The 19,407-nt window shown below is 65.9% G+C and carries 16 protein-coding genes; 7 read left to right on the forward strand and 9 right to left on the reverse strand.

Features of this window, described 5'->3' with window-relative positions; translation table 11 throughout:
• Positions 1 to 173: 173 nt before the first annotated feature.
• Positions 174 to 1,466 carry an MFS transporter gene (locus GUV69_RS18100; protein WP_164204954.1) on the reverse strand — a complete coding sequence of 431 codons (1,293 nt, stop codon included), beginning with the start codon at positions 1,464 to 1,466 and terminating at the stop codon, positions 174 to 176.
• Positions 1,467 to 1,484: 18 nt separating this feature from the next.
• On the reverse strand, positions 1,485 to 2,717 hold the full coding sequence (locus GUV69_RS18105; protein WP_164204956.1) for a M20 metallopeptidase family protein: 1,233 nt from the start codon (positions 2,715 to 2,717) through the stop codon (positions 1,485 to 1,487).
• Positions 2,718 to 2,866: 149 nt separating this feature from the next.
• On the opposite strand from GUV69_RS18105, the gene GUV69_RS18110 reads away from it, so the two are divergent.
• Complete coding sequence (locus GUV69_RS18110; RefSeq protein ID WP_244292902.1) at positions 2,867 to 3,898, forward strand: Lrp/AsnC family transcriptional regulator; 1,032 nt, start codon at positions 2,867 to 2,869, stop codon at positions 3,896 to 3,898.
• A gap of 63 nt (positions 3,899 to 3,961) precedes the next feature.
• A complete protein-coding gene (locus tag GUV69_RS18115; protein ID WP_164204959.1) occupies positions 3,962 to 4,546 on the forward strand; it encodes a DnaJ family domain-containing protein in 585 nt (194 codons plus the stop codon).
• On the opposite strand, the gene GUV69_RS18120 is transcribed toward GUV69_RS18115, so the two are convergent.
• Positions 4,543 to 7,041, reverse strand: a complete 2,499-nt coding sequence (locus GUV69_RS18120) for a transglycosylase domain-containing protein (RefSeq protein WP_164204961.1) — start codon at positions 7,039 to 7,041, stop codon at positions 4,543 to 4,545. The two genes, GUV69_RS18115 and GUV69_RS18120, sit on opposite strands and share 4 nt — an antisense overlap.
• A 202-nt stretch (positions 7,042 to 7,243) precedes the next feature.
• On the opposite strand from GUV69_RS18120, the gene GUV69_RS18125 reads away from it, so the two are divergent.
• Positions 7,244 to 7,864, forward strand: coding sequence for a PadR family transcriptional regulator (locus GUV69_RS18125; RefSeq protein ID WP_164204963.1), 621 nt, complete (start codon positions 7,244 to 7,246; stop codon positions 7,862 to 7,864).
• 26 nt (positions 7,865 to 7,890) lie between these two features.
• On the opposite strand, the gene GUV69_RS18130 is transcribed toward GUV69_RS18125, so the two are convergent.
• From GUV69_RS18130 to GUV69_RS18155, 6 genes are all read right to left on the reverse strand, one after another.
• Positions 7,891 to 9,615, reverse strand: a complete 1,725-nt coding sequence (locus GUV69_RS18130; protein WP_164204965.1) for a CocE/NonD family hydrolase — start codon at positions 9,613 to 9,615, stop codon at positions 7,891 to 7,893.
• Positions 9,608 to 10,576 carry an MBL fold metallo-hydrolase gene (locus GUV69_RS18135; protein WP_164204967.1) on the reverse strand — a complete coding sequence of 323 codons (969 nt, stop codon included), beginning with the start codon at positions 10,574 to 10,576 and terminating at the stop codon, positions 9,608 to 9,610. Before GUV69_RS18135 ends, GUV69_RS18130 begins: the two co-directional genes overlap by 8 nt.
• Complete coding sequence (locus GUV69_RS18140) at positions 10,573 to 11,505, reverse strand: alpha/beta hydrolase (protein ID WP_164204969.1); 933 nt, start codon at positions 11,503 to 11,505, stop codon at positions 10,573 to 10,575. Before GUV69_RS18140 ends, GUV69_RS18135 begins: the two co-directional genes overlap by 4 nt.
• Before the next feature lie 5 nt (positions 11,506 to 11,510).
• The gene (locus tag GUV69_RS18145; protein ID WP_164204970.1) at positions 11,511 to 12,638 is read right to left on the reverse strand and encodes an FAD-dependent oxidoreductase; all 1,128 of its coding nucleotides are present in this window, start codon (positions 12,636 to 12,638) and stop codon (positions 11,511 to 11,513) included.
• Positions 12,639 to 12,705: 67 nt separating this feature from the next.
• Positions 12,706 to 13,659, reverse strand: coding sequence for a phosphotriesterase family protein (locus GUV69_RS18150; RefSeq protein WP_164204972.1), 954 nt, complete (start codon positions 13,657 to 13,659; stop codon positions 12,706 to 12,708).
• Positions 13,660 to 13,719: 60 nt separating this feature from the next.
• Complete coding sequence (locus GUV69_RS18155; protein ID WP_164204974.1) at positions 13,720 to 14,730, reverse strand: phosphotriesterase family protein; 1,011 nt, start codon at positions 14,728 to 14,730, stop codon at positions 13,720 to 13,722.
• 303 nt (positions 14,731 to 15,033) lie between these two features.
• Here GUV69_RS18155 and GUV69_RS18160 point away from each other — a divergent pair, with 303 nt between their 5' ends.
• The 4 genes from GUV69_RS18160 to GUV69_RS18175 all read left to right on the forward strand — a co-directional run bounded on the left by GUV69_RS18160 (position 15,034) and on the right by GUV69_RS18175 (position 19,386).
• Entirely contained in the window at positions 15,034 to 16,758 is a 1,725-nt protein-coding gene (locus tag GUV69_RS18160; RefSeq protein ID WP_164204976.1) for an MFS transporter, read from the forward strand.
• A 62-nt stretch (positions 16,759 to 16,820) separates the two neighbouring features.
• Positions 16,821 to 17,993 (forward strand): cytochrome P450, encoded by a 1,173-nt coding sequence (locus GUV69_RS18165; protein WP_164204978.1) that lies wholly within the window; start codon positions 16,821 to 16,823, stop codon positions 17,991 to 17,993.
• On the forward strand, positions 17,990 to 18,184 hold the full coding sequence (locus GUV69_RS18170; protein WP_164204980.1) for a ferredoxin: 195 nt from the start codon (positions 17,990 to 17,992) through the stop codon (positions 18,182 to 18,184). The genes GUV69_RS18165 and GUV69_RS18170 overlap by 4 nt, the downstream gene beginning before the upstream one ends.
• Positions 18,181 to 19,386, forward strand: coding sequence for an NAD(P)/FAD-dependent oxidoreductase (locus GUV69_RS18175; RefSeq protein ID WP_164204982.1), 1,206 nt, complete (start codon positions 18,181 to 18,183; stop codon positions 19,384 to 19,386). The genes GUV69_RS18170 and GUV69_RS18175 overlap by 4 nt, the downstream gene beginning before the upstream one ends.
• The last annotated feature ends 21 nt before the right edge of the window (positions 19,387 to 19,407 follow it).

The raw sequence follows: 19,407 nt of genomic DNA on the forward strand, positions 1-19,407 counted from the left end.
GGAGCCAAACATGACGCTATCTCACTTAATGTCGGTTTTACCGGGACCCTCTCTCACTTTCTTGAAGAAAGTGAGAGAGGGTCGCTGTTTTTCCCGCATCAAGTGAGAGAGCGTTGGTGATCAGCCTCGGGTGAGGCGACGGCTGGCAAAGATCAGACAAACAGATCAGAGAATCAGTGGGTCAGGTCCTTGCCCTTCGTTTCGGGGATGGTGAACACAAACGCGATGCTGATGACGAGCAGGACCACCGCGTAGACGTTGAACAGGTTGGGCTGCCCGATGGAACCAAGCCAGGCCTGCAGATACGGTGCGGTGCCGCCGAAGAGTGCCACGCAGATGGAGTAGGGGACGCCCACTCCGACGGTACGGATCTTGGTGGGGAACAGTTCAGCGTAAACGGCCGGGACGATCGCTGCGCTGCCGGCGATGAAGAACAGCATCACGGACATGGTGACGGCGAGTTGCCAGGGGGAGTCCTTGAGCAGCCACGTCATGGGGAAATGGAGCAGGGCGGCGCCCGCGGCGCTCATGATCATGACGGGCTTGCGGCCGATCCGGTCCGACAGCCTGCCCCAGAACGGCAGGGCGGCGATGAACAGGACGTTGGCGATCACGCTGGCCCAGAGGGCTTCGCCGCGGTCCATCTTCAGGACGGAGGACGCATAGCTGGGGGTCACGACGCCCCAGATGTAGTAGGAGACAGTCAGGCCGACGGTCAGGCCGATGACCTGCAGGGCCTGCTTGCGGTGCTTGTAGATCTGCGGCCACATGGGCTCGTGCTTTTCCTTGGGTGATTCTGCTTCGAAGGCCGCCGTTTCCTTCATGCGGGCCCGCATCAGCAGCGCGTAGAGGCCCAGTGCGCCACCGATCAGGAACGGGATCCGCCAGCCCCAGGCGTTCATGTCGGACGTGCTCAGGACGTTGGACAGGATGGCGCCGAGCATGGTTCCGGCCAGGATGCCCGCGGTGCCCGAAGTGTAAATCAGGGTTGCCCAGAAGCCGCGCTTTTCCTTGGGTGCCATCTCGGAGAGGTAGGTCTGCGACGACGGCAGCTCGCCGCCGTGGGCCAGGCCCTGGATGAGCCGGGCCACCAGCAGCAGGACGGAGGCGAAAGCTCCCACCACTTCAAAGGTGGGGGCGATGCCGATCAGCAGGCTGCCGAGGGCGGCGAGGCCCACTGCAAAGGTCATCGAGGTCTTGCGGCCGATGCGGTCGCCGATCCAGCCGAACACAAATCCGCCGAAGGGCCGGGCAACGAAGCCCACGGCGAAGATCGCCAAGGTGGCCAGGAAGGCCGACGTCGGGTCCGCCTTGCTGAACAGGGCACTGGCAATGAAGGGTGAGAACGTGGCGTAGATGGCCCAGTCGTACCATTCAACGGCGTTGCCGATGCCGGTGCCGACGAGCGTCCGCAGGTGGGACTTGTGTACTTGGACGTCAGCTGGGACGCCTGCAGTTGTGGTCATGGTGTGCTCCGGGAGGTTCTAGTGGGCCGAGGCCAGGGCTGCGATGCGGGAGACGGCCAGCTCTGTATAGAGCGCAGTTCCGTCGGAGAGGACGCCGTCGTCAAAAGTGGCGTACGGGGAGTGGTTGAAGGCAGTGGCGTTATGGTCTGCGCCGGGGGCGACGGCGCTGAGGCCGATGAACGTTCCCGGTACTTCCGCGAGGACCCTGGAGAAGTCCTCGGAGCCCCCGAGCGGAGTGGCCCAGCGGGAGAGGCGCGAGGTTCCAAAGAGATTCTCAATGGTCTTCTCGGCAGTATGTGTCTCGTCAACATCGTTGATGGTGGCGGGATATTCGTGACGGTAGTCTACGTCCACCTCCAGCCCGTGGGCAGAGGCGATCCCCTTCAGCAGTGTGGGGACGGCGGTCATCATTCGTTCCCGGGAGGATTCCGAGAACGTGCGGATGGTCGCTTCGATGCTGGCTGATTCCGGAATGATGTTGCGCTTGGTGCCGGCCTGGAGGACGCCCACCGTCAGGACAACCGGATCGAAGACGTTGAACTGGCGGGTGATCATGACCTGCAGGGCGGTCACCATTTCGGCTGCCGCGGTCACCGGATCCTTGGCAATATGCGGCGCCGAGCCGTGGCCGCCTGCGCCCAGTACAGTGACGGTGAGCGCGTCTGACGCGCTGAGCATCACCCCTGACTTGGTGGCAAACCGGCCGTGGGGCTCCAAGGCCGAAAAGACGTGCATCCCGTAAGCGGCATCAACCCGGCGGCCTGCCGCGTCCAGCACACCCTCGGCAATCATGTGGGATGCGCCGTCCCAGCCTTCTTCACCCGGCTGGAACATCAGGACAACGTCGCCGGCCAGCTGGTCCCGGCGCTCGGCCAGCAGGGTGGCCGCTCCCGCGAGCATGGCAGTGTGGAGGTCGTGGCCGCAGGCATGCATGGCGCCCTCAACCTTGGACGAGAACTCCACCCCCGTCCGTTCCTGCACGGGAAGGCCGTCCATATCGGCGCGGAGGAGGACCGCCGGCTTCGCCTCATTTTTCGCGGCAAGCGCAGAAGGTGCGGTGCCCCGCAGGACCGCGGTGACCGACGTCGTGCTCTTGCCCAGGGTGATTTCGAACGGCAGGCCGTCAAGCGCCTTGAGGACCTTTTCCTGGGTCCGGGGCAGCTGCAGGCCGGTCTCGGGTTCCTGGTGCAGCCCACGACGAAGCTGGACAAGCTCTGCCTGCAGCTCCTGGGCGTCGGCGGTAATTGACATCTGCTCTCCTTCTGGAAATGCGGCCGTTGTTGCTCTGCTGTCCATTGTGGGGTGACGTGGTTCACAGGCGTCGAACTAACTGGAAAAAATCAAAAGTATGCTGGGAAATGCAGAATTCATTCAATGCAACGGAAGGTTGGTGCGAAGTGATGCTCAGTGAAGAGGACCTGGCCCTTATCAACGTCCTGCAGGTGGCGCCCCGCATCAGCTGGTCCGACGCGGCGGAAGTGCTGGGGGTACATGCCACCACGCTGGCCGCGCGCTGGGACAAGTTGAAGGCTGCGGGCGCTGCCTGGACCACCGCACACCTGATTGGCGATCCCAAACAGATGTGCTTGGCGCTGGTGGATGTGGACTGCGAAATGCGGCTGCGCGCCGAAGTCACCGCCGAGCTGGCCGCCATCCCGGACGTGGTCACGGTGGAGGAAGCCGCGAGCAACAGGGACCTCATGCTGACGGTCATTTCGCCCACGTTGGAGCAGTTCACGGACCACGTTCTGCCCCGGTTCAAGGAAATCCCGGGACTGCTGAAATACCGCACCTCGCTGGGCACCCGCCTGCACTCCGCCGGCCATGTGTGGCGGCTGAACGCGCTGGATCCCGCGCAGCAGAATGCCTTGCAGGCAATGGTTGGCCAGGATGCGGCCCATGCGGGACCGCGCTCCGGCGGCCCGCTGCCGCCAAGCCACATGGACCTGATTCCGTTCCTGGCGCGTGACGGGAGGGCGAGCGCAGCCGACATTGCCCGGAGCCTGGGCCGAAGCCCGGCGACGGTGCAGCGGCAACTGAACAGGGTCATATCCAGCGGCCCGCTGACCTTCCGGTGCGACGTTGCGCAGAACCTCTCCGGCTACCCGGTGAGCTGCCAGTGGTTCGCCAACGTCCCGCCCGGCCAGCACGAGGCTGCCGCAGCGGAACTTCGCGGCCTCCGGACAGTCCGGCTCAACGCATCCACCAGCGGGAGGACTAACTTCGTCATCCTCATGTGGCTCAAGTCGCTGGCGGATGTCATGAACGCCGAGCTGGCCCTCCAGCAACGCATTCCGGAGATTGAGCTCGTGGAAAGCGCTGTAATCCTCAGCAGGGCCAAGCGGATGGGCTGGATGCTGAACCCGGATTCGACGGCGAGCGGCGCGGTGGTTGTAGCCGACGCCGGGGTGCCGGCCCTGGGGCTTCCCTGACCGCCGGTGCCTTAGGAATACTGGAAACCTGGGGAATGAGGCGGACAGGGAGGCAGCGGGGCGATGGGCGGGTCAGGCGAACTTCGACGGCGGCTGGAACGTGGAGCGGAGCTGCGCTCCTACCGCGGAGCGGGCATCAGTGCCGATGAGGAAGCCGAACTTGAGGCGGCAGAGGCGAAGGAGCGAGAGAAGCGCAAGAAGGTGGACGATGCCCGGCGGGTGGAATACCTGATCAGGGACGCCATGGCGCAGGGAAAGTTCGACAACCTCAAATACGCGGGCAAACCCATCCCGGGGCTGGGTGAGGCTTACGATCCCGACTGGTGGGTCAAAGGCCTGATCCAGCGTGAGAACCTCAGCGGACTGGGTCCCAAAGCCATTCTGCTCCGCACCGAGGACGCCGAACTGGACGGCCGGCTCGATGCCCAGTTCACAGAAAAGCAGGTCCGTGACCTCCTTGCGGACTTCAACGCCCGGGTCATTGACGCCCGGCGCCAGCTCCAGGGCGGCCCGCCCGTCATTACCAAAACGCGGGACGTGGACGCCGAAGTGGCCCGGTGGCACGAGCGGCGCGCGGCCCGCGCCCTGGCCGCCCGGCCGGAGCCGAAGCGCTCTTGGTGGCAGCGGCTCTGGCGCGGAACAACTTAGCGCCTGCCTCCCTGGAAGCCGGCATCAGGCGGCAGGTCCGGCGGGAGCGGCGGCTCGGACGGGTCCGGCTCGGGTTCAGGATCGGGCTCCGGCTCCGGCTCAGGCTCGGGTGCCGGCGGGGCCGGTTCAGGAACGGGAGCAGGTGCCGGCTCGGGAGCGGGGGCGGGCGGCGGCGCTGGTGCAGGCGGCGGTTCGGGTGCCGGAGCCGGTGATTCCGGAGCCGGTGATTCCGGAGCCGGTGGTGCCGGAACCGGTGATTCCGGAGCCGGGACCGGGGCAACGGCTGCCGGGGCGGCAGGAGGGGGCGCAACCCAGGGGGTGGTGGGCGCGACCGGAGCGTAGTAGGTCGGTTTCATCATGGCAGCCGGTGGCGGCGGGAACGGGTTCGCCGGATACAGCGGAGCCGCCTTCAACATGTAATTGACCCATTGCGGCCCGGCAATCATCCAGCCATCCAGCCGGGGGTAGAAGGTCCCGTTGATGGTGACGTTCTGGCCGGAGCGTTTCTGGCCCTCCAGCGCATCACCAAAGAAGGACGCGGTGGACAGGCCCGACGTGTATCCCACTACCCACGTGGATCCGTTGTTGTTCGAGGTGCCGGTCTTGGCGGCAGTCGGCATCTTGTCGTGGATCTTCGGGTTGATCCAGAAGCCGGAGCCCTTGACCAGCACATCCTGCAGCACCGAGTTGACGCCCCGGGCAACGTCAGGCTTCACAGCGTCCCGGCATTCGACGTTCTGGGCCGGGAGCTTGCCCCCGGTGGCATCGATGATTTCCACGAGGGCTATGGGGTTGCAGTACTTCCCGTCGCTCGCGAATGTGGCGAACGCGTTGGCCATATGCAGGGGTGCCACGCCGATGGCGCCCAGCAGGTTGCCCAGCTGGTGCATGTTGATCGGGGCGCCATCCAGCCCGCTGTGCAGGCCTACGGCGTCGACCATTTTCTGGATGCCGCAGAAGTCCAGCTGGGTTGCGGAGGCGAAGGTGGCGGTGTTGATGGAGTTGTACAGCCCGTAATTTATGGGCATTTTGCGGTAGAAGCCCTCTTCGGCGTTCTGCAGGTCATCGGCAGCGCCCAGTTCAGGATTGTTCTGTGCCGTGCTGTAGGCGCCCATCACCTTTCCGCAGCTGGACCGCCACGGGAATCCCAGCGGGTAGACCCGACGGGAAGCGTCCACTTCTGCCGTGATTGACTTGCCTTCATTCAGCCACTCAGCGAACGTAAACGGCTTCATGGTGGACCCGGGCTGGAAGCCACCGGCTCCGTTGAGGTCATTGCCCTGGGGATCCCTGGCATCAACGTTGAAGTTCAGGTGGGTATCGAACTTCCCGGGTTCGGCCAGGAATACAGTGTTCTGCGCCATGGCCAGGATCTTGCCGGTGCCCGGCTGCACGGTGGTCAGGGCGGCTCCCCATCGGTCCGGGTTGGGACCCGCCGTACCGTCCACCTGAGCCTGGGCCGCTGCCTGCAGCCTGCTGTCCAAGGTGGTGGTGATGGTCAGGCCGCCGCGGTAGAGCTTTCGCTGCCGTTCGATCAGGCTCGTTCCGAAGGCGGGGTTGTTGAGGATCAGGTGTGAGATGTAGTCGCAGAAATAGGGTGCCATGGTGGCATTAGCGCAGCCCTGCCGCTCCGGACTGATCTTCAGCTCGATGGGGGTGGCCACGGCCTCGTCGTGCTGGACCTGGGTGATCTTGTCCAGTTTGAGCATCTCGTCGAGCACCTGGTTGCGGCGGGCCATCGAATTTTCCGGGTTGATGGCGGGGTTGTAGAAGGTGGGGCTGTTGACCAGCCCGGCCAGCAATGCTGCCTGCGGAAGGGTCAGGTCTTTGGCGGTGCTGCTGAAGAAATACCGGGAAGCGGCCTCGATTCCGTAGGCGTCACTGTTGAAAAACACGATGTTCAGGTAACCCTCAAGGATCTGTTCCTTGGTGAACTTCTTTTCCAGCGCGACGGCCAGCTTCATCTCCCGCAGTTTGTCGCCCATGTCTTTCTGGCCGCTCAGGATCACCTCATCCCGTTTGTCCTGCGAGAGCCGTGCTTCGTTGATGACGTTGGTGACGTATTGCTGGGTGATGGTGGAGGCGCCTTGCCGCCCGCCGGAGGTCACGTTGGACACGAGCGCCCGCACGATGCCCTGGGGGTCGATGCCGGCGTGGGCATAAAAGCGGCTGTCCTCGATGGCCACCACGGCGTCTTTGATGTACGGGGACATCTGGTCCAGCGGAATCCGGACCCTGTTCTCGGCATAGAACGTGGCGATTGGCTGACCGTCGGCGGTGAGGACCTTGGTGGACTGCGACGGCGGCTGAACGGTGAGTTCCTCGGGGAGGCTGTCGAAAAATCCTATTGACGTGCGGACCCCGAGGCTGGCGGCCGCCACGGCCGGGACTATCAGGCTGGCAGCCAGGACGCCGCACAGGGCGCTCGCGATGAAGAACCCGAGGATCCTTGCCAAGGTCCCGGCCGTCCCATGCCCGCGATTCTTCGTCGCCATTGATCAGCCCTCAAGCTAGCAGCGTTTGAACAGGATACGCCGCAGGGGCTGCCGCAGCCAGAGGCTGGATGAACTGATGCCAAGCCGCAATTTCCCAACGACTTTCCGTAATACCTATTGTCGAACCGATAGTTAACGATATATCGTTAACTATCGGTGATAGGTTCACCGATTCCAGCGAACATGAAGGGACGATGCCACCATGAAAGGCATACACGATGAGAAGTTTTTGGAACCGCCATTCGGGCGGGGAAAGTTTGGGCGCGGGCGGGGACGCCGCGGTCCGCATGGCCACAGGGGTGGCGGGTTCGGCCCGGGATTCGGGCCGCGCGGCGGCTTTGGACCCGGCTTTGGTCCAGGGTTCGGGCCAGGCGGCGGGCCCGGTTCGAGGCGGGCCGGACGGGGTGATGTCCGGTGGGCCATCCTGTCGCTCCTGGCCGAAGCGCCGTCGAATGGTTACGGCTTGATCAAGACCATCGCTGAAAAAACCTCAGGGGCCTGGCGGCCGAGCCCGGGGTCGGTCTATCCCACGCTCCAGCAGCTGGTGGACGAGGAACTGGTGACACCACTGAGCGAGGGCCGGCGGACGGACTTCACGCTCACCGATGCGGGCAAGGCCTACGTGGCAGAGCATGCGGAGGAGCTTGAGAACGCCTGGAATAACGACGCCGAAGGGTCGGGGCCTGCGTTCCACCAGAGTGTGGGAAAACTGATGGGGGTCATCCATCAGTTCCGGACCGCCGCTACCGAAGGTCAGCGCACCGCGGCAATCGAGAAGCTCGACGAAACCCGCCGCGCACTCTACCGGATCCTGGCCGACTGACCAGGATCCGGCGTCGTGCGTTGCCTTTAGTGGCCCTTGCCCGTGGTGAACGGCAGGACGAGCCGCGAATGGTGGGCGGCGTCGCGGTAGATCTTGTGCGTGACGGGGCGGCCCACCGGCAGGTGGAACGCGTCCGGAGGGAGGAGCGCGTTGTGCTCGTCGGCCAGCGGCTCGTCGTTGGACAGTTCCACCACCAGGCGGTGGCCCGGCATGAAGGTGTTTGCGAACGGGTAGAGGCGCAGCACGTACTCCTCGATCCGGCCCGGCTCCACCGGCACCGAGCGGGTGTGCGGGTGGTACGGGTTGCCCTCGGTGGTGCGTTCGTCGAGCTCGCGGTGTGAGGCCTTGAGGTATCCGCTGGTGATGAGCTGGCGCTTGCCGTTGGGAGCGTAGTCCCAGAGCCGCATGATGAAGTTGGTGTCCGGCTGGTCGATCTCCGCGAAGATATGCGCAGCCCCGGTGCCGATCAGCTCAGTGGCCGTCTCGAACGTATCGGTGCTCCAGGAGAGGATCTCCACCTTGTCCGTGACCGTCAGCGGTGCCTGGTAGAAGCCGTCCGGAGCGGCGTACTCGGCACCCATTGGCTCTGCTTCCGGGGAAAGCTTGCCGCGCGGGCGCAGGTACAGGGACTTGTACTCCACGTCCTTCGGCGGCCACTGGTCCGCGGTGACCACCTCGCGGGAGCCCTCCACGAAGACACTCACGGCCGGCTCGTCCATCACGCCGTTGTTGATGCCCTTGATCCAGTGGTCGTACCATCGGAACATCTTGTCGTGCTCTTCGATGAAGGGGCGCGACTGCATGGGCGGGTAGGGGCCGATGTCCAGCTTCTTGGGGCCCTTGAGCCCGTTGTACAGCTCGATGGTGCCGTCCAGGGTCCAGCCGCGGCCCTGGTCGAGCTGCAGGTAGACGGGGATGTCGATGTTCGGGGCCAGCGTGATCGGGTTGCGCTCCTCGTACCAATCGCCGTCGAGCTCGTTCATCACAATGTCGAACCAGGCCTCGTGGTTCTTGGGGTAGTTCAGCACGTGCACCAGGTTGGGCCAGGCGGCCACGTCCGGATCCTGCAGGCGCTCGGCCACAAGCTTCTTCAGCTCCTCCGGGGAGTACTTTTCGATCATGCGGGACTTGACGTTGTCCGTGAAGGCCCAGCCGGAGTCGCCGCCGCGGCCTTCACGGGCCGCACGGGGCATGAACCACATCACGCCGCCGTGGTAGGTGGTTTCGTAGAAGTCGTAGTGGCCGCCGGAAACGAAGATGGCTTTGAGGTGCGGCGGGCGCTCGGCCGCGGCCAGGACCTGCATGGAGCCAAAGTAGGAAATGCCCACCATGCCCACGTTGCCGTCGCACCAGGGCTGCGCTGCGACCCATTCGATGAAGTCGTACGCGTCCTGGCCCAGCGAGACGCCGCCGGCGTTGTAGTTGCCGATGTGCTCGCCGCCGGAGTCGCCGGAGCCGCGCAGGTCGCCGATGACGTGGACATAGTCTTCCTTGACGATCCGGGCGATGTCCCCGGCCTCGATGCAGCCGTCCCACATGGGGCTGGGGCGGCGCTGCGGCGGGGTGGTCAGGGCGAGGGCCTGCAGTTCCTTGCCGTAGGGGCTCAGCGCCACGAGGGCAGGGCGCGGCTTGTCCTCGGTGCCCTGGTAGGCATCCGCGGCGAGTTCAACGCCGTCGCGCATGGGGACCCGAAGGTCCTTGCGGACTGCAATTTTCTCAGCGCCGGCATTCACAAGCTGGAAGTCATCCACGAGTGCTCATCTCCTCATCTTCGGTCAAACGGCCGAACGTTGTGCGGTAGCCGTGCAGTGTTGTAAAGAATGGCGACGGCTCCAGTGTGGGATCGCCGTTGTAGCCCAGGTCCGCGGCCACACCGGCGAACGGTGAATACGGTGAGTCCGTATCCTGCAGCCCGGCCGCCAGGCAGTTGCACGCCGCTGCACTGACGCGGGCCTCGATTTCCAGGCTGGCCCGGAGCGCTTCCCGGGCCTGATCGGCGTCGAGCTCCACACCGTAGGGTGTGCCCTCCGCGGTCCGGTAGGGGTGCCCCAGGTAGAGGTGCTGCGGACGGACCTCATCGGTGAGGTACTGGAGGCCGCTGCGGTAACCGGCCGGATCCACAAAGCCGGGGAATCCGTTGGCAGCACCATGGACCTGGACAGCGTCGCCGACGAACACGTCGTTCTGTCCGTCAATCACGTAGGCCACTGACCCCGGGGTGTGGCCCGGGATCGAGTGGACGGAGATTGTGACGTCGCCGCCGAGGGAGATGGTTTCGCCGCCCCGCACCAGCAGCGTCGGCTCCATTTCACCGGAGATGACGGCGTTGGTGGCTGCCGTCAGCTTCGCCTCGCCGTCCGGTTCTTTCAGATACCGGGCACGTCCGGCAAGGTATTCGTCCACGTGGGCACGGCGTGAGCGGAGCAACGGTGCGTCAGCTTCGTGGATGACCACCTGGGCACGCCGTCCGGTGAGCTCCCACAACGCGTACGCGCCGCCGATGTGGTCAATATGTCCGTGGGTCAGGAAGATCCAGCGGACGTCCTCGATGTTCCGGCCGATCGCCGCCAGCGCCGGCGCCATGCCTTCGGCGGGCGAGGAGGCGATCCCCGTGTCCACGATGGCAGGTTCCGGAGCGTCGATGAAGAAACTGTAGAGCCCGAACCGGCCCCACGGGGAGACCAGGGGATGGACGGCGACCGGCTGGGTCACTGCCCGGCCCTCGCGTTCAGGAAGCCGGCTGCTTCGCGGAATGGCCGGTAGAACTCGGGGAGCCAGGAGAAGTTCTGGACGAAGCCGTGGTTGGCGCCGGCGTACCGGCTGACCGTGGCGTCCACTCCGGCATCCCGCAGGCGCCGGGCGTAAAGCTCGCCTTCGTCCCGCAGGGGATCGTGTTCGGCCGTGATGATGAGGGCCGGCGGCAGCCCGGTGAGGTCTTCCCGCTTGATGGGGGAGACCAGGGGATCGGCGGGATCGGCGCCACTGTCGAGGTAGAAGGCATTGAAGGGCTTCAGCCCCGCAGTTTCGAGCCCGTACCCGACGGCGTTCTCCCGCATCGACGGATACCGCTCCTCATCGAAGTCCAGGTCTACCGACGGGTAGAACAGGATCTGGTGCGTGACGCCGTCGAACCCGTCATCGTGGGCCTTGGCGGCGACGGCGGCCGCGAAGTTGCCGCCGGAGCTGTCGCCCGCGATGGCGAGGTTCTTGCCGTCCCAACCCAGGGCAGTGCCCTGTTCGGCGGCCCAGCGGAGCACCGCGTAGCAGTCCTCGAGTCCGGCGGGGAACGCAGCCTCCGGGGCCAGCCGGTAGCCCCCAGAAATGACCTTGTAGCCGGTCTCCTTGGCCAGCGCCCTGGCAACATGGTCGTGTGTGTCCAGGCTGCCCAGGAAGAACGCGCCGCCGTGGAAGTACACCAGCACGCCGTAGGAGTCGGCCTCGGCAGGCGTGTAGATGCGGACCGGCACCTGGCCGGATTTGGTGGCGGCCGTGAGGTCCTCCACGGCGTGCAGCGGCAGCCGGTCGGCAAGCGGCGCTACGTGTGCGGCCTCGCCGGCGCGCATGGCGGCAGGGTCCAACGGGGAACCGTCGGGCGCCGGCAGGGTAGCCAGGATCTTGGCAATTTCTGGATGGATGGTCATGGCGTTCAGGCCTTCGCTGCTTCTGCAGGCTGCTGCGAAGCCGGCTTTTGGCCCGGGAAGACGTCGTTGACCTCTTCCTCGCTCCAGCCCTGGCGCGAGATGCGCTGCAGTTCGTCGGTGACCGGCTTGCGGGTCGCCTGGAACAGTGCCAGTGCCTCCTTGACGGAACCGGCCTGCGCGAGGGCATCGGCGAGCGCGCCGGCGTCCTCAATGGCGGAGTTCGCACCCTGGCCCTGGTGGTGCAGCATGGAGTGTGCCGCATCGCCCATAAGGACAACAGAGTCGGTGTGCCAGTTCTCGACGGGGTCAATGTCGTACACGGCGCGGATGTTCACGGTGTCCATGTCCAAACCGCGGGCGATCGCCACGATCCGTTCGTCGAAGCCTTCCACGGTCTTCAGGAGTTCATCCTTGGTGATGGCGGGCGCCCAGGTGCTGTCCGGGTTCAGGGCGGTGATGTCGAAGGACATCTGGTTGCGGTGGCGCAGCGGCAGCAGGTAGACCTTGGTGCCCTTGCCGATGTACATGCGCAGGTTGTCGTCGGTCACCATGCCGTGGGCATCGTCGGCGGAGATCACCACGCGGTAGGCGTGCTCGCCGGAGAACACCGGGCCTTTGTCGCTGAAGAGCTGCTCGCGCACTGTGGACTTGATGCCGTCGGCACCCACCACCAGGTCGGCCTCGGCGGTGGTGCCGTTGGTGAAGGTCAGGACGGCGCGGCTGCCCTTGTCTTCGATGGTCTCCAACCGGTGGCCGAGCTGCACCATGCCTTCGGGGAGCACGCCGACGAGGGCCTCGATAAAGTCGCGGCGGTGGATGAGGTATGTGTGCTTTTCGTCGCCGAATTCCGGCCAGGTGTCCTTCATGATGGGCTCACCGGTGGCCGTGAGGATCTCGAAGTAGTCGCTTGCCGAGCTCACGTTGGCGATAGCGTCGAAGATCCCCCACTGGCGGAACCGGGCCATGGTGGCGGGGCGCAGGCCGATGCCGGCGCCCACCTCGCCCATCCGGGGAGCCTGCTCGTAGACCGTGACGTCCGCGCCGAGCAGGCTCAGGGCCTTTGCCGTGGCAGCGCCGCCGTAGCCTGCGCCGATGACGGCGATCTTGAGGTTCTTGATGTCTTCAGCCTTCATTGGATGAGTCTCTTTCATGAGCCAGGCTGCGCCTGGGGAGGGGTAGTTGTGGCGGGTCTGTCCGGGATCAGGCGTGCAGCGACAGGAAGTCGGCAGGGTTGTCCTCAAGCAGGAGTTTGAGGGTGGCGTCGTCGATCCCGGCGGCGCGCATATCGGGGATCATGTCCTCGAAGATGTAGTTGATGGTGTGGCCCTTCACCCCCGGCCAGCCCAGCGGGCTGCAGTTGGCATCGGCCGAGACCAGGAGCTTGTCCGCGTAGCCCTTGTTGACGAGCTTGACGAAGTGCTCCATGCGTTCGGCGCGCTTGCGTCCCCAGAACGGCGGGTCCGGCAGTTCGAGGTCGTAGCCGAAGGTATCGAACCCGATGCGGCCGCCCTGCTCGTAGATCCAGTCATGCGGGGTGACGGGAGCGTTCAGGCCGTCGTCGGCGTGGCCGAAGAGCACACGGTCCAGCGGGAGGCCCTCTTCGTTGAAGATGGTTACGGCCGGTTCCGGGTCGATGGCCAGGTGCGTCAGGATCGGGGCGCCGGTGACGACGGCGGCGCGGGCCGCGGCGCGGTAGATGCGCTTATCGAGGTTGGTCATCCGTCCGCCGCGGCTTACTCCGACCTTGATGACGCCGGCCTTGGCGCCGGTGTCGCCGATGCCGACCGTGATCTCGTGGATAAACACCTTCGCGAGGTAGTCCACGGTGGCGCGGGAGAAGTGCGGGAGGGCGGTGTCGCCGCCCACGAAGCCGGTGCAGGCCACGATGTGCACGCCCGTCTTCCGGGACAGCGACTTGTAGTAGTCCACGTCGCGGCCGTTGCAGATGCCCGTGGCATCCACGAAGGTACCGCCGCCGTATTCGCGGAACTTCCGCAGCTTCGGCACGGTTTCCTCGTACGCCTGTTCCGGCGTTTTCCACCACTTTGTGTCCAGCTCGGAGCCGGGCATGCCGTAACCGATGTGTTCGTGGACGGCCACGATTTCCAGTTCTTCGGCCGGGATGGTTCCCAGCACGGTGTTGACCTTGGTCATTCGTTCACCTCAGGGGTTCGAAAGCTTGTTATGTGGGGGGGGGGGGGGCTGGACGGTGCTTTAGCGCACGGTCAGCAGGTTGCGGGGGTTGTCCACGAGGATCCGCCGGGCGTCTTCTTCGCTCAGGCCCCGGGACTTAAGGAAAGGCACAAACGTGGTCAGGACGTGGCTGAAGGGCAGGTTGTACTCGGGCACGCCCTTGGCCACGCCGATCGAGTTGCCCGAAAGAATGATCTTGTCCGTATGACCGGCCTTGACCAGCTCGAGGACCAGCTCGGCGCGCTCCTGGTCGGTGACGTAATCGGCGTGGTCGTTCAGGCCCACATGGTCGATGCCCACGAACGCCCCGCGGGCCGCCACCTGGACGGCCGAGTCCTTGGCGTCCCGGCGGTCGAGGCCGCCCACCAGCACCCGGTCGGCCCCGATCTGCTCGTCCAGGACGATGTCCAGGTCATGCAGGGCGTCAGCGCCGAACCGGATGGAGACCGGCACGCCGGTGTCCCGGGCGGCGCGGGCGGAGCCGCGGAACAGGCTTTCTTCGATCGGAGTCATGCCGGCACGGTCGGCGATAGTGGCCACGATGCCGGCAGCAGCGCGGCGTTCAACGCGGGGGATCACCATGCCTTCGGTGACCTCCTTGCCGAAGAGGTCTGCGAACTTTTCTGCCGGCCACGGCGTGGGCGGGTTGGTCTGCGGGGTCAGGAAGTAGCCGCCGAGTTCTTCCTCGGGGCCGAGGCCCGTCGAGGCAATGATGTGGACGCCGGTGGAGCGGGACAGTGCCTCGTACAGCTTCAGGTCGCGGCCGTGGAACATGCCGGTGCTGTCCACGATGGTCTGACCGCCGTGCCCGCGGAACTCGGTGAGCTTTGCTGCCAGGGCCTCGAAGATCTCCGCCCGGTCCATGGAGATGTCCGGGGCGTACTGGGCGCCCGGGAGGACCGACAGGAGCGCCTCGTGCACCGCCACCACGCCCAGTTCGTGGGCGGGAACGGGACCGAGGACCGTGTTGGCTGTCGGCCCGGCGGGGGCTTGGGACGCGTCACCGGCGGCGACGGGTGCGGTGTGACTCACTGGGCTTCTCCCTTGAAGGTGGGGTTGCTGAATGCTGGGGATCGCGGAGCCGGACTGTGCAGGCGCTCCGTTGCAGGTGTAGCCAGCATCACATATTTCTATACATAGTGTCAAGGAAATAGCCGAAGTGTTTGGTGGCTTTTCGATCATGACGCTTATGAAGCAATCGTGCCGTAGGTGCTCTTGACATTGTGTAAAGATTTACCACACAATGTGGGCAGCGCCACATCCAGTTGGCCCCGCCGGACGCCGGTTCTTTGGGGCAACACGTAGAAATCGACCGGAGACAAGGAAGTTTCATCGATGAGTCAGACCTTCAAGGTGTCGAGCCGCGGCTCGGTACGGGCCACCTTCGTGGCCGCCTACAGTGCGGTAACGCTGGCCCAGATCACCAACGCCCTGCCCGGCGCCCTCAGCGGCACGTTTGCCGTGGAATTCCGCACGTCGGGTGCAGGCCTGACGTGGATCGCGGGCATGTTCCTGATGGGCATTGTGGTGTTCGAGCTCAGCTGGGGCCTCCTGGGCGACATGTTCGGACGCAAGAAGCTGCTCTACGTCGGAGCCGCAGTCAGTGTTGCCGGCTCCGTCCTGGCAGTGCTGGCGCAGACCACCGAAGTGATGATCTTCGCCCAGGCAGTCGGCGGCATCGGGGCGGGCATCCTGTTCCCCATTTCGCTGTCCATGATCGCGGCGATCACGCCCGACCACCGGGCCCGGGCCAAGGTCATCGCCACCTGGGCGGGGTTCCTGTCCCTCGGCGCGGTGATCTCCCCGGTGCTCGCCGGATTCACGGCACAGTTCTTTACCGTGCCGGGCGTGGCTCCGGGCGCCCCAAACACATTCAGCGGTTGGCGGGCGGCCTACCTGATCGCGGCAGGCCTTGCCGTGCTGGTGCTCATGGTCGCTCTCCGGGCGAAGGACTCTGCGGCTGCGGACGGGCGGCGCAAGCTCGACCTGCCCGGCCAGGCGACGCTCGCACTCGGTCTGATCGCTGTCCTCTACGCCACGGTGACCGCGGTGGACGCCGGCTTCGGCAGCGCCCAGGTGATTGCCAGCTACGTCGTTGGCGTCATCCTGCTTGCTGCCTTCGTCATCATCGAGTCACGCACGGCCGAGCCACTGATCCACCTCTCGCTGTTCAGGAACAGTGCCTACTCGATCACCGGCATCGTGGCCGTCACCGGCATGTTCGCCTTCCTCGCGATCTGCTTCAGCACCAGTGTCGCCGTCAGCGGACTCGCCCTTGCCGAGACCTGGAAGGTCGGTGTGCTCTTCGTCTTCATCCAAGGTCCTGCGTTCGCCTTCATCCCGGCGGTGGGATGGCTTATTCACCACGTGGCCCCGCGCTGGGTACTGACCGCGGGCTTCGCCCTGATGGCCGTGTCCGGTTTCTGGCTCTCGACCTTCGCCCTCGGCACTCCGGAGGCCTTCGGCGGCACGCCATGGACGGCGTTCATCCCGCCGCTCCTGGTGCTGGGCATCGGCTTCGCCCTCACGGTCGGCTCCGTCACCGCTGTTGCCATCAACACCGTTCCGCCCCGGCAGATCGGCATGGCCTCGGCCACAACGAACCTCCTGCGTGACCTCGGCTTCGCCCTCGGCCCCGTTGTCGGCTCAGCCATTGCCTTCGGTATCGGAGCCACGGCCTTTGCGGGTCCCCTTGCCGGGATCCTCGGCGGAGCCGGGCTGCCGGCCGAGGCCGTCAGCGGGCTGGCGAACGTACCGCCGTTGGGCTTCCTCTCCGGCTGGGACGGCGTGATCGCGCAGTTCTCCGGCCAGGCCGCGGCCGGCGGCGCCCCCGCTTCCGCCGTCGACGGTATGGTCCAGGCCCTCAACGCCGCCCAGCCGCAAATCCAGGGCGTTGCCGGGACCTCGCTGGGCCAGGGATTCCAGGCCGTGTACTTCACGGCCGGCGTCGCGGCCATCCTCTCCGCCATCCTGACCCTGTTCATCTCCGCCCGGTCCTCGGCACCCATGACCGAGGCCGTCGCCGGGACCACCCAGGAAAACGCCGGGGCTGTTGTCTAGCTGACCGTCCCATTCCACCAAAAAACTTCATCGAACCATTTCCAAGCCGCAAGGAGAATACTGTGACTGCACCCGTCCAGTCAGACATCGACATCTGGGATGACAACGTCCTCGTTGACCCCTACCCCACCTACGCCGCGCTCCGCGAGCAGGCTGCCGTGGTCCACCTCCCCAGGAACGACCTCTACGTCCTGACGCGCTACGACGCCATCCGCGACGCACTCGGTGATCCGGAAACGTTCTCGTCCGCCAGCATCGGCTTCAACCCCATGGTCAATGAGGCACTGCAGGGCACCTCCCTGGCCTCCGACCCGCCCCTGCACACCCAGCTCCGCGCAACGCTCTCCCAGAACCTGACGCCCCGGGCGCTCCGCGGCCTCAAGGTCACCATCGACGAAAAAGCCGACAAGCTGGTTGCCGAGCTCGCCGAGAGCGGAAGCTTCGAGGCCATCGATTCCCTGGCCCGCGCATTCCCCATCGAGATCGTGGCCGACCTCATCGGGTTCCAGGGACATGTCAAGGACAACATGCTCCGCTGGGGCCAGGCCGCCATGCAGGTCATCGGCCCGCTTAACCAGCGCACCCAGGAGAGCTTCCCCATTGCCGGGGAACTCTACGGCTGGTGCTCGTCGGTTACCGCCGAAGACCTCGCCGCCGGCTCCATCGGCCGAGGAATCTTCGACGCCGAGACCCGGGGCGAGATTCCCGAAGGCACCGCAGGGCACATCATCCACCAGTACCTGGGCGCCGGCGTCGATACCACCATCGCCGCGATCGGGAACATCGTGGCGCTGTTCGGGCGCCACCCCGAGCAGTTCGACCTGGTCCGGGCCAACCCGGAACTGGTTCCCGCAGCCTTCGCCGAGGTGCTGCGCTACTGGGCGCCGGTCCACATCTGGGGCCGCAAGGCAACCCGCGACGTGGAGACCGACGGCGTGACCATCCCCGCCGGCGCTCAAGTGGGCATCCTGTTCGGCGCCGGAAACCGCGACCCGCGGCACTACGAAAACCCGGACAGTTTCGACGTCGCGCGCAACCCGGTGGACCACCTGTCCTTCGGTTACGGCCCGCACGGCTGCGCCGGCCAGGGACTGGCGAAGCTGGAAGCGCACGCCGTCATCGAAGGCCTCGCCCGCCGCGTGCAGACGCTGACGCTCGGTGACGAGGTCCGGGAACCGAGCAATATTACGCGGAGCATCGAGAAGCTCCAGGTCGAAAAGGTGGTGGCAGCATGAAGATCGAACTCGACCGGCCGCGCTGCGAGGGACACGGACTCTGTGAGGAAGCCGCGCCGGCGCTGATGCACCTGGACGACGACGGCGAACTGGTCATCGATGTCCCGGAGGTGGACGGGGCGGAGCTTGACGCCGCGAAGGCGGCGGTCCGGATTTGCCCGGTGGCCGCGCTGCGATTGGCCGCGGCATGACAATGCGCCGGATTGTGGTGGTTGGCAACGGGATCGCAGGGCTGACGGCCTGCGACTCGCTGCGGTCTGCCGGTTTTGACGGCGAGCTGACGGTGGTGGGTGCCGAGCGGCACCAGCCGTACAGCCGGCCCGCCCTGTCGAAGGCCCTGCTGCACGGTGTTAACGGGAACGGCGAGGACAACCTGCAGGCCCACGAGTTGCCCCGGCCCACCCATGAAGCGACCGAGCTGCTGGGCGTGAGCGCCACGGGCCTGGACGTTGATGCGCGGCTGGTGCGCCTGGAAGGAGGCGGCGAGCTGCCCTATGACGGGCTGGTCATCGCCTCCGGTTCCCGGGCGAAGCGCCTTGCGGCGGGACTGCCTGAGGAAGGTACCCGCACTCCGCGGGAGCTGACGCTGCGCACCATCGAGGACGCGACCCTCCTCAAGGAACTGGTGGCATCGCGACCTTCGGTGGTGGTCATCGGCGGCGGCCCGCTCGGTATGGAGGTGGCCTCCGGGTGCCTCCACGTGGGCTGCGACGTCACGCTTGTCTCTGATGCCACGCCGCTGTCGCGGCAGCTGGGTGAGCATCTGGCCGGTATCTTCACGTCCGCCGCCACCCGGCGCGGCCTGAAAATCATCCGCGGCGGGCGGGCCAGCATGGCGGATTCCGACGACGGGCCGCAGGTGGTCCTGGCAGACGGCACCACGGTGGCGGCGGACCTCGTGGTCACCGCCATCGGGGACGAGCCGAACGTTGAGTGGCTGGCCGGCTCGGGACTCCTCACCGATAGTTCACTGCGCGTGGATTCGCGTGGCCGGCTCCGGCCGGACATCGTGGCCGCCGGCGACGTGGCATTCTTCCCCACCAGCCGCGGCGTACAGCGGATTCCGCTGTGGACGAGCGCCATCGACCAGGCGAAGGCAGCCGCCGTCGGACTTCTGCAGGGTGATGCCGCGCCCGGGTTCACCTTCCAGCCGTACTTCTGGACCGAGGGATTCGGACTCTCGCTCAAGGCGGTGGGCTACACGCCCGTGGCCGGCACCCCTGATTTCTGCGAGCCGGGCGACGGTACGGACTCGGTGCTGATGCGCTGGGACAACCAGGACGGTTCCGGCACGGCCGCCGCGATCAACTACCGGATCCCGATCCCCAAACTGCGCAGGCTGGCCAACGCCGGTCCGGAGGCCCTGCAGCGGGCAGCTGCGGCGGGTGTCTGATGCATCCGGCCGCCACACACC

It is taken from the genome of [Micrococcus luteus] ATCC 49442 (genome assembly GCF_010367585.1).
Lineage (GTDB): Bacteria > Actinomycetota > Actinomycetes > Actinomycetales > Micrococcaceae > Arthrobacter > Arthrobacter luteus_A.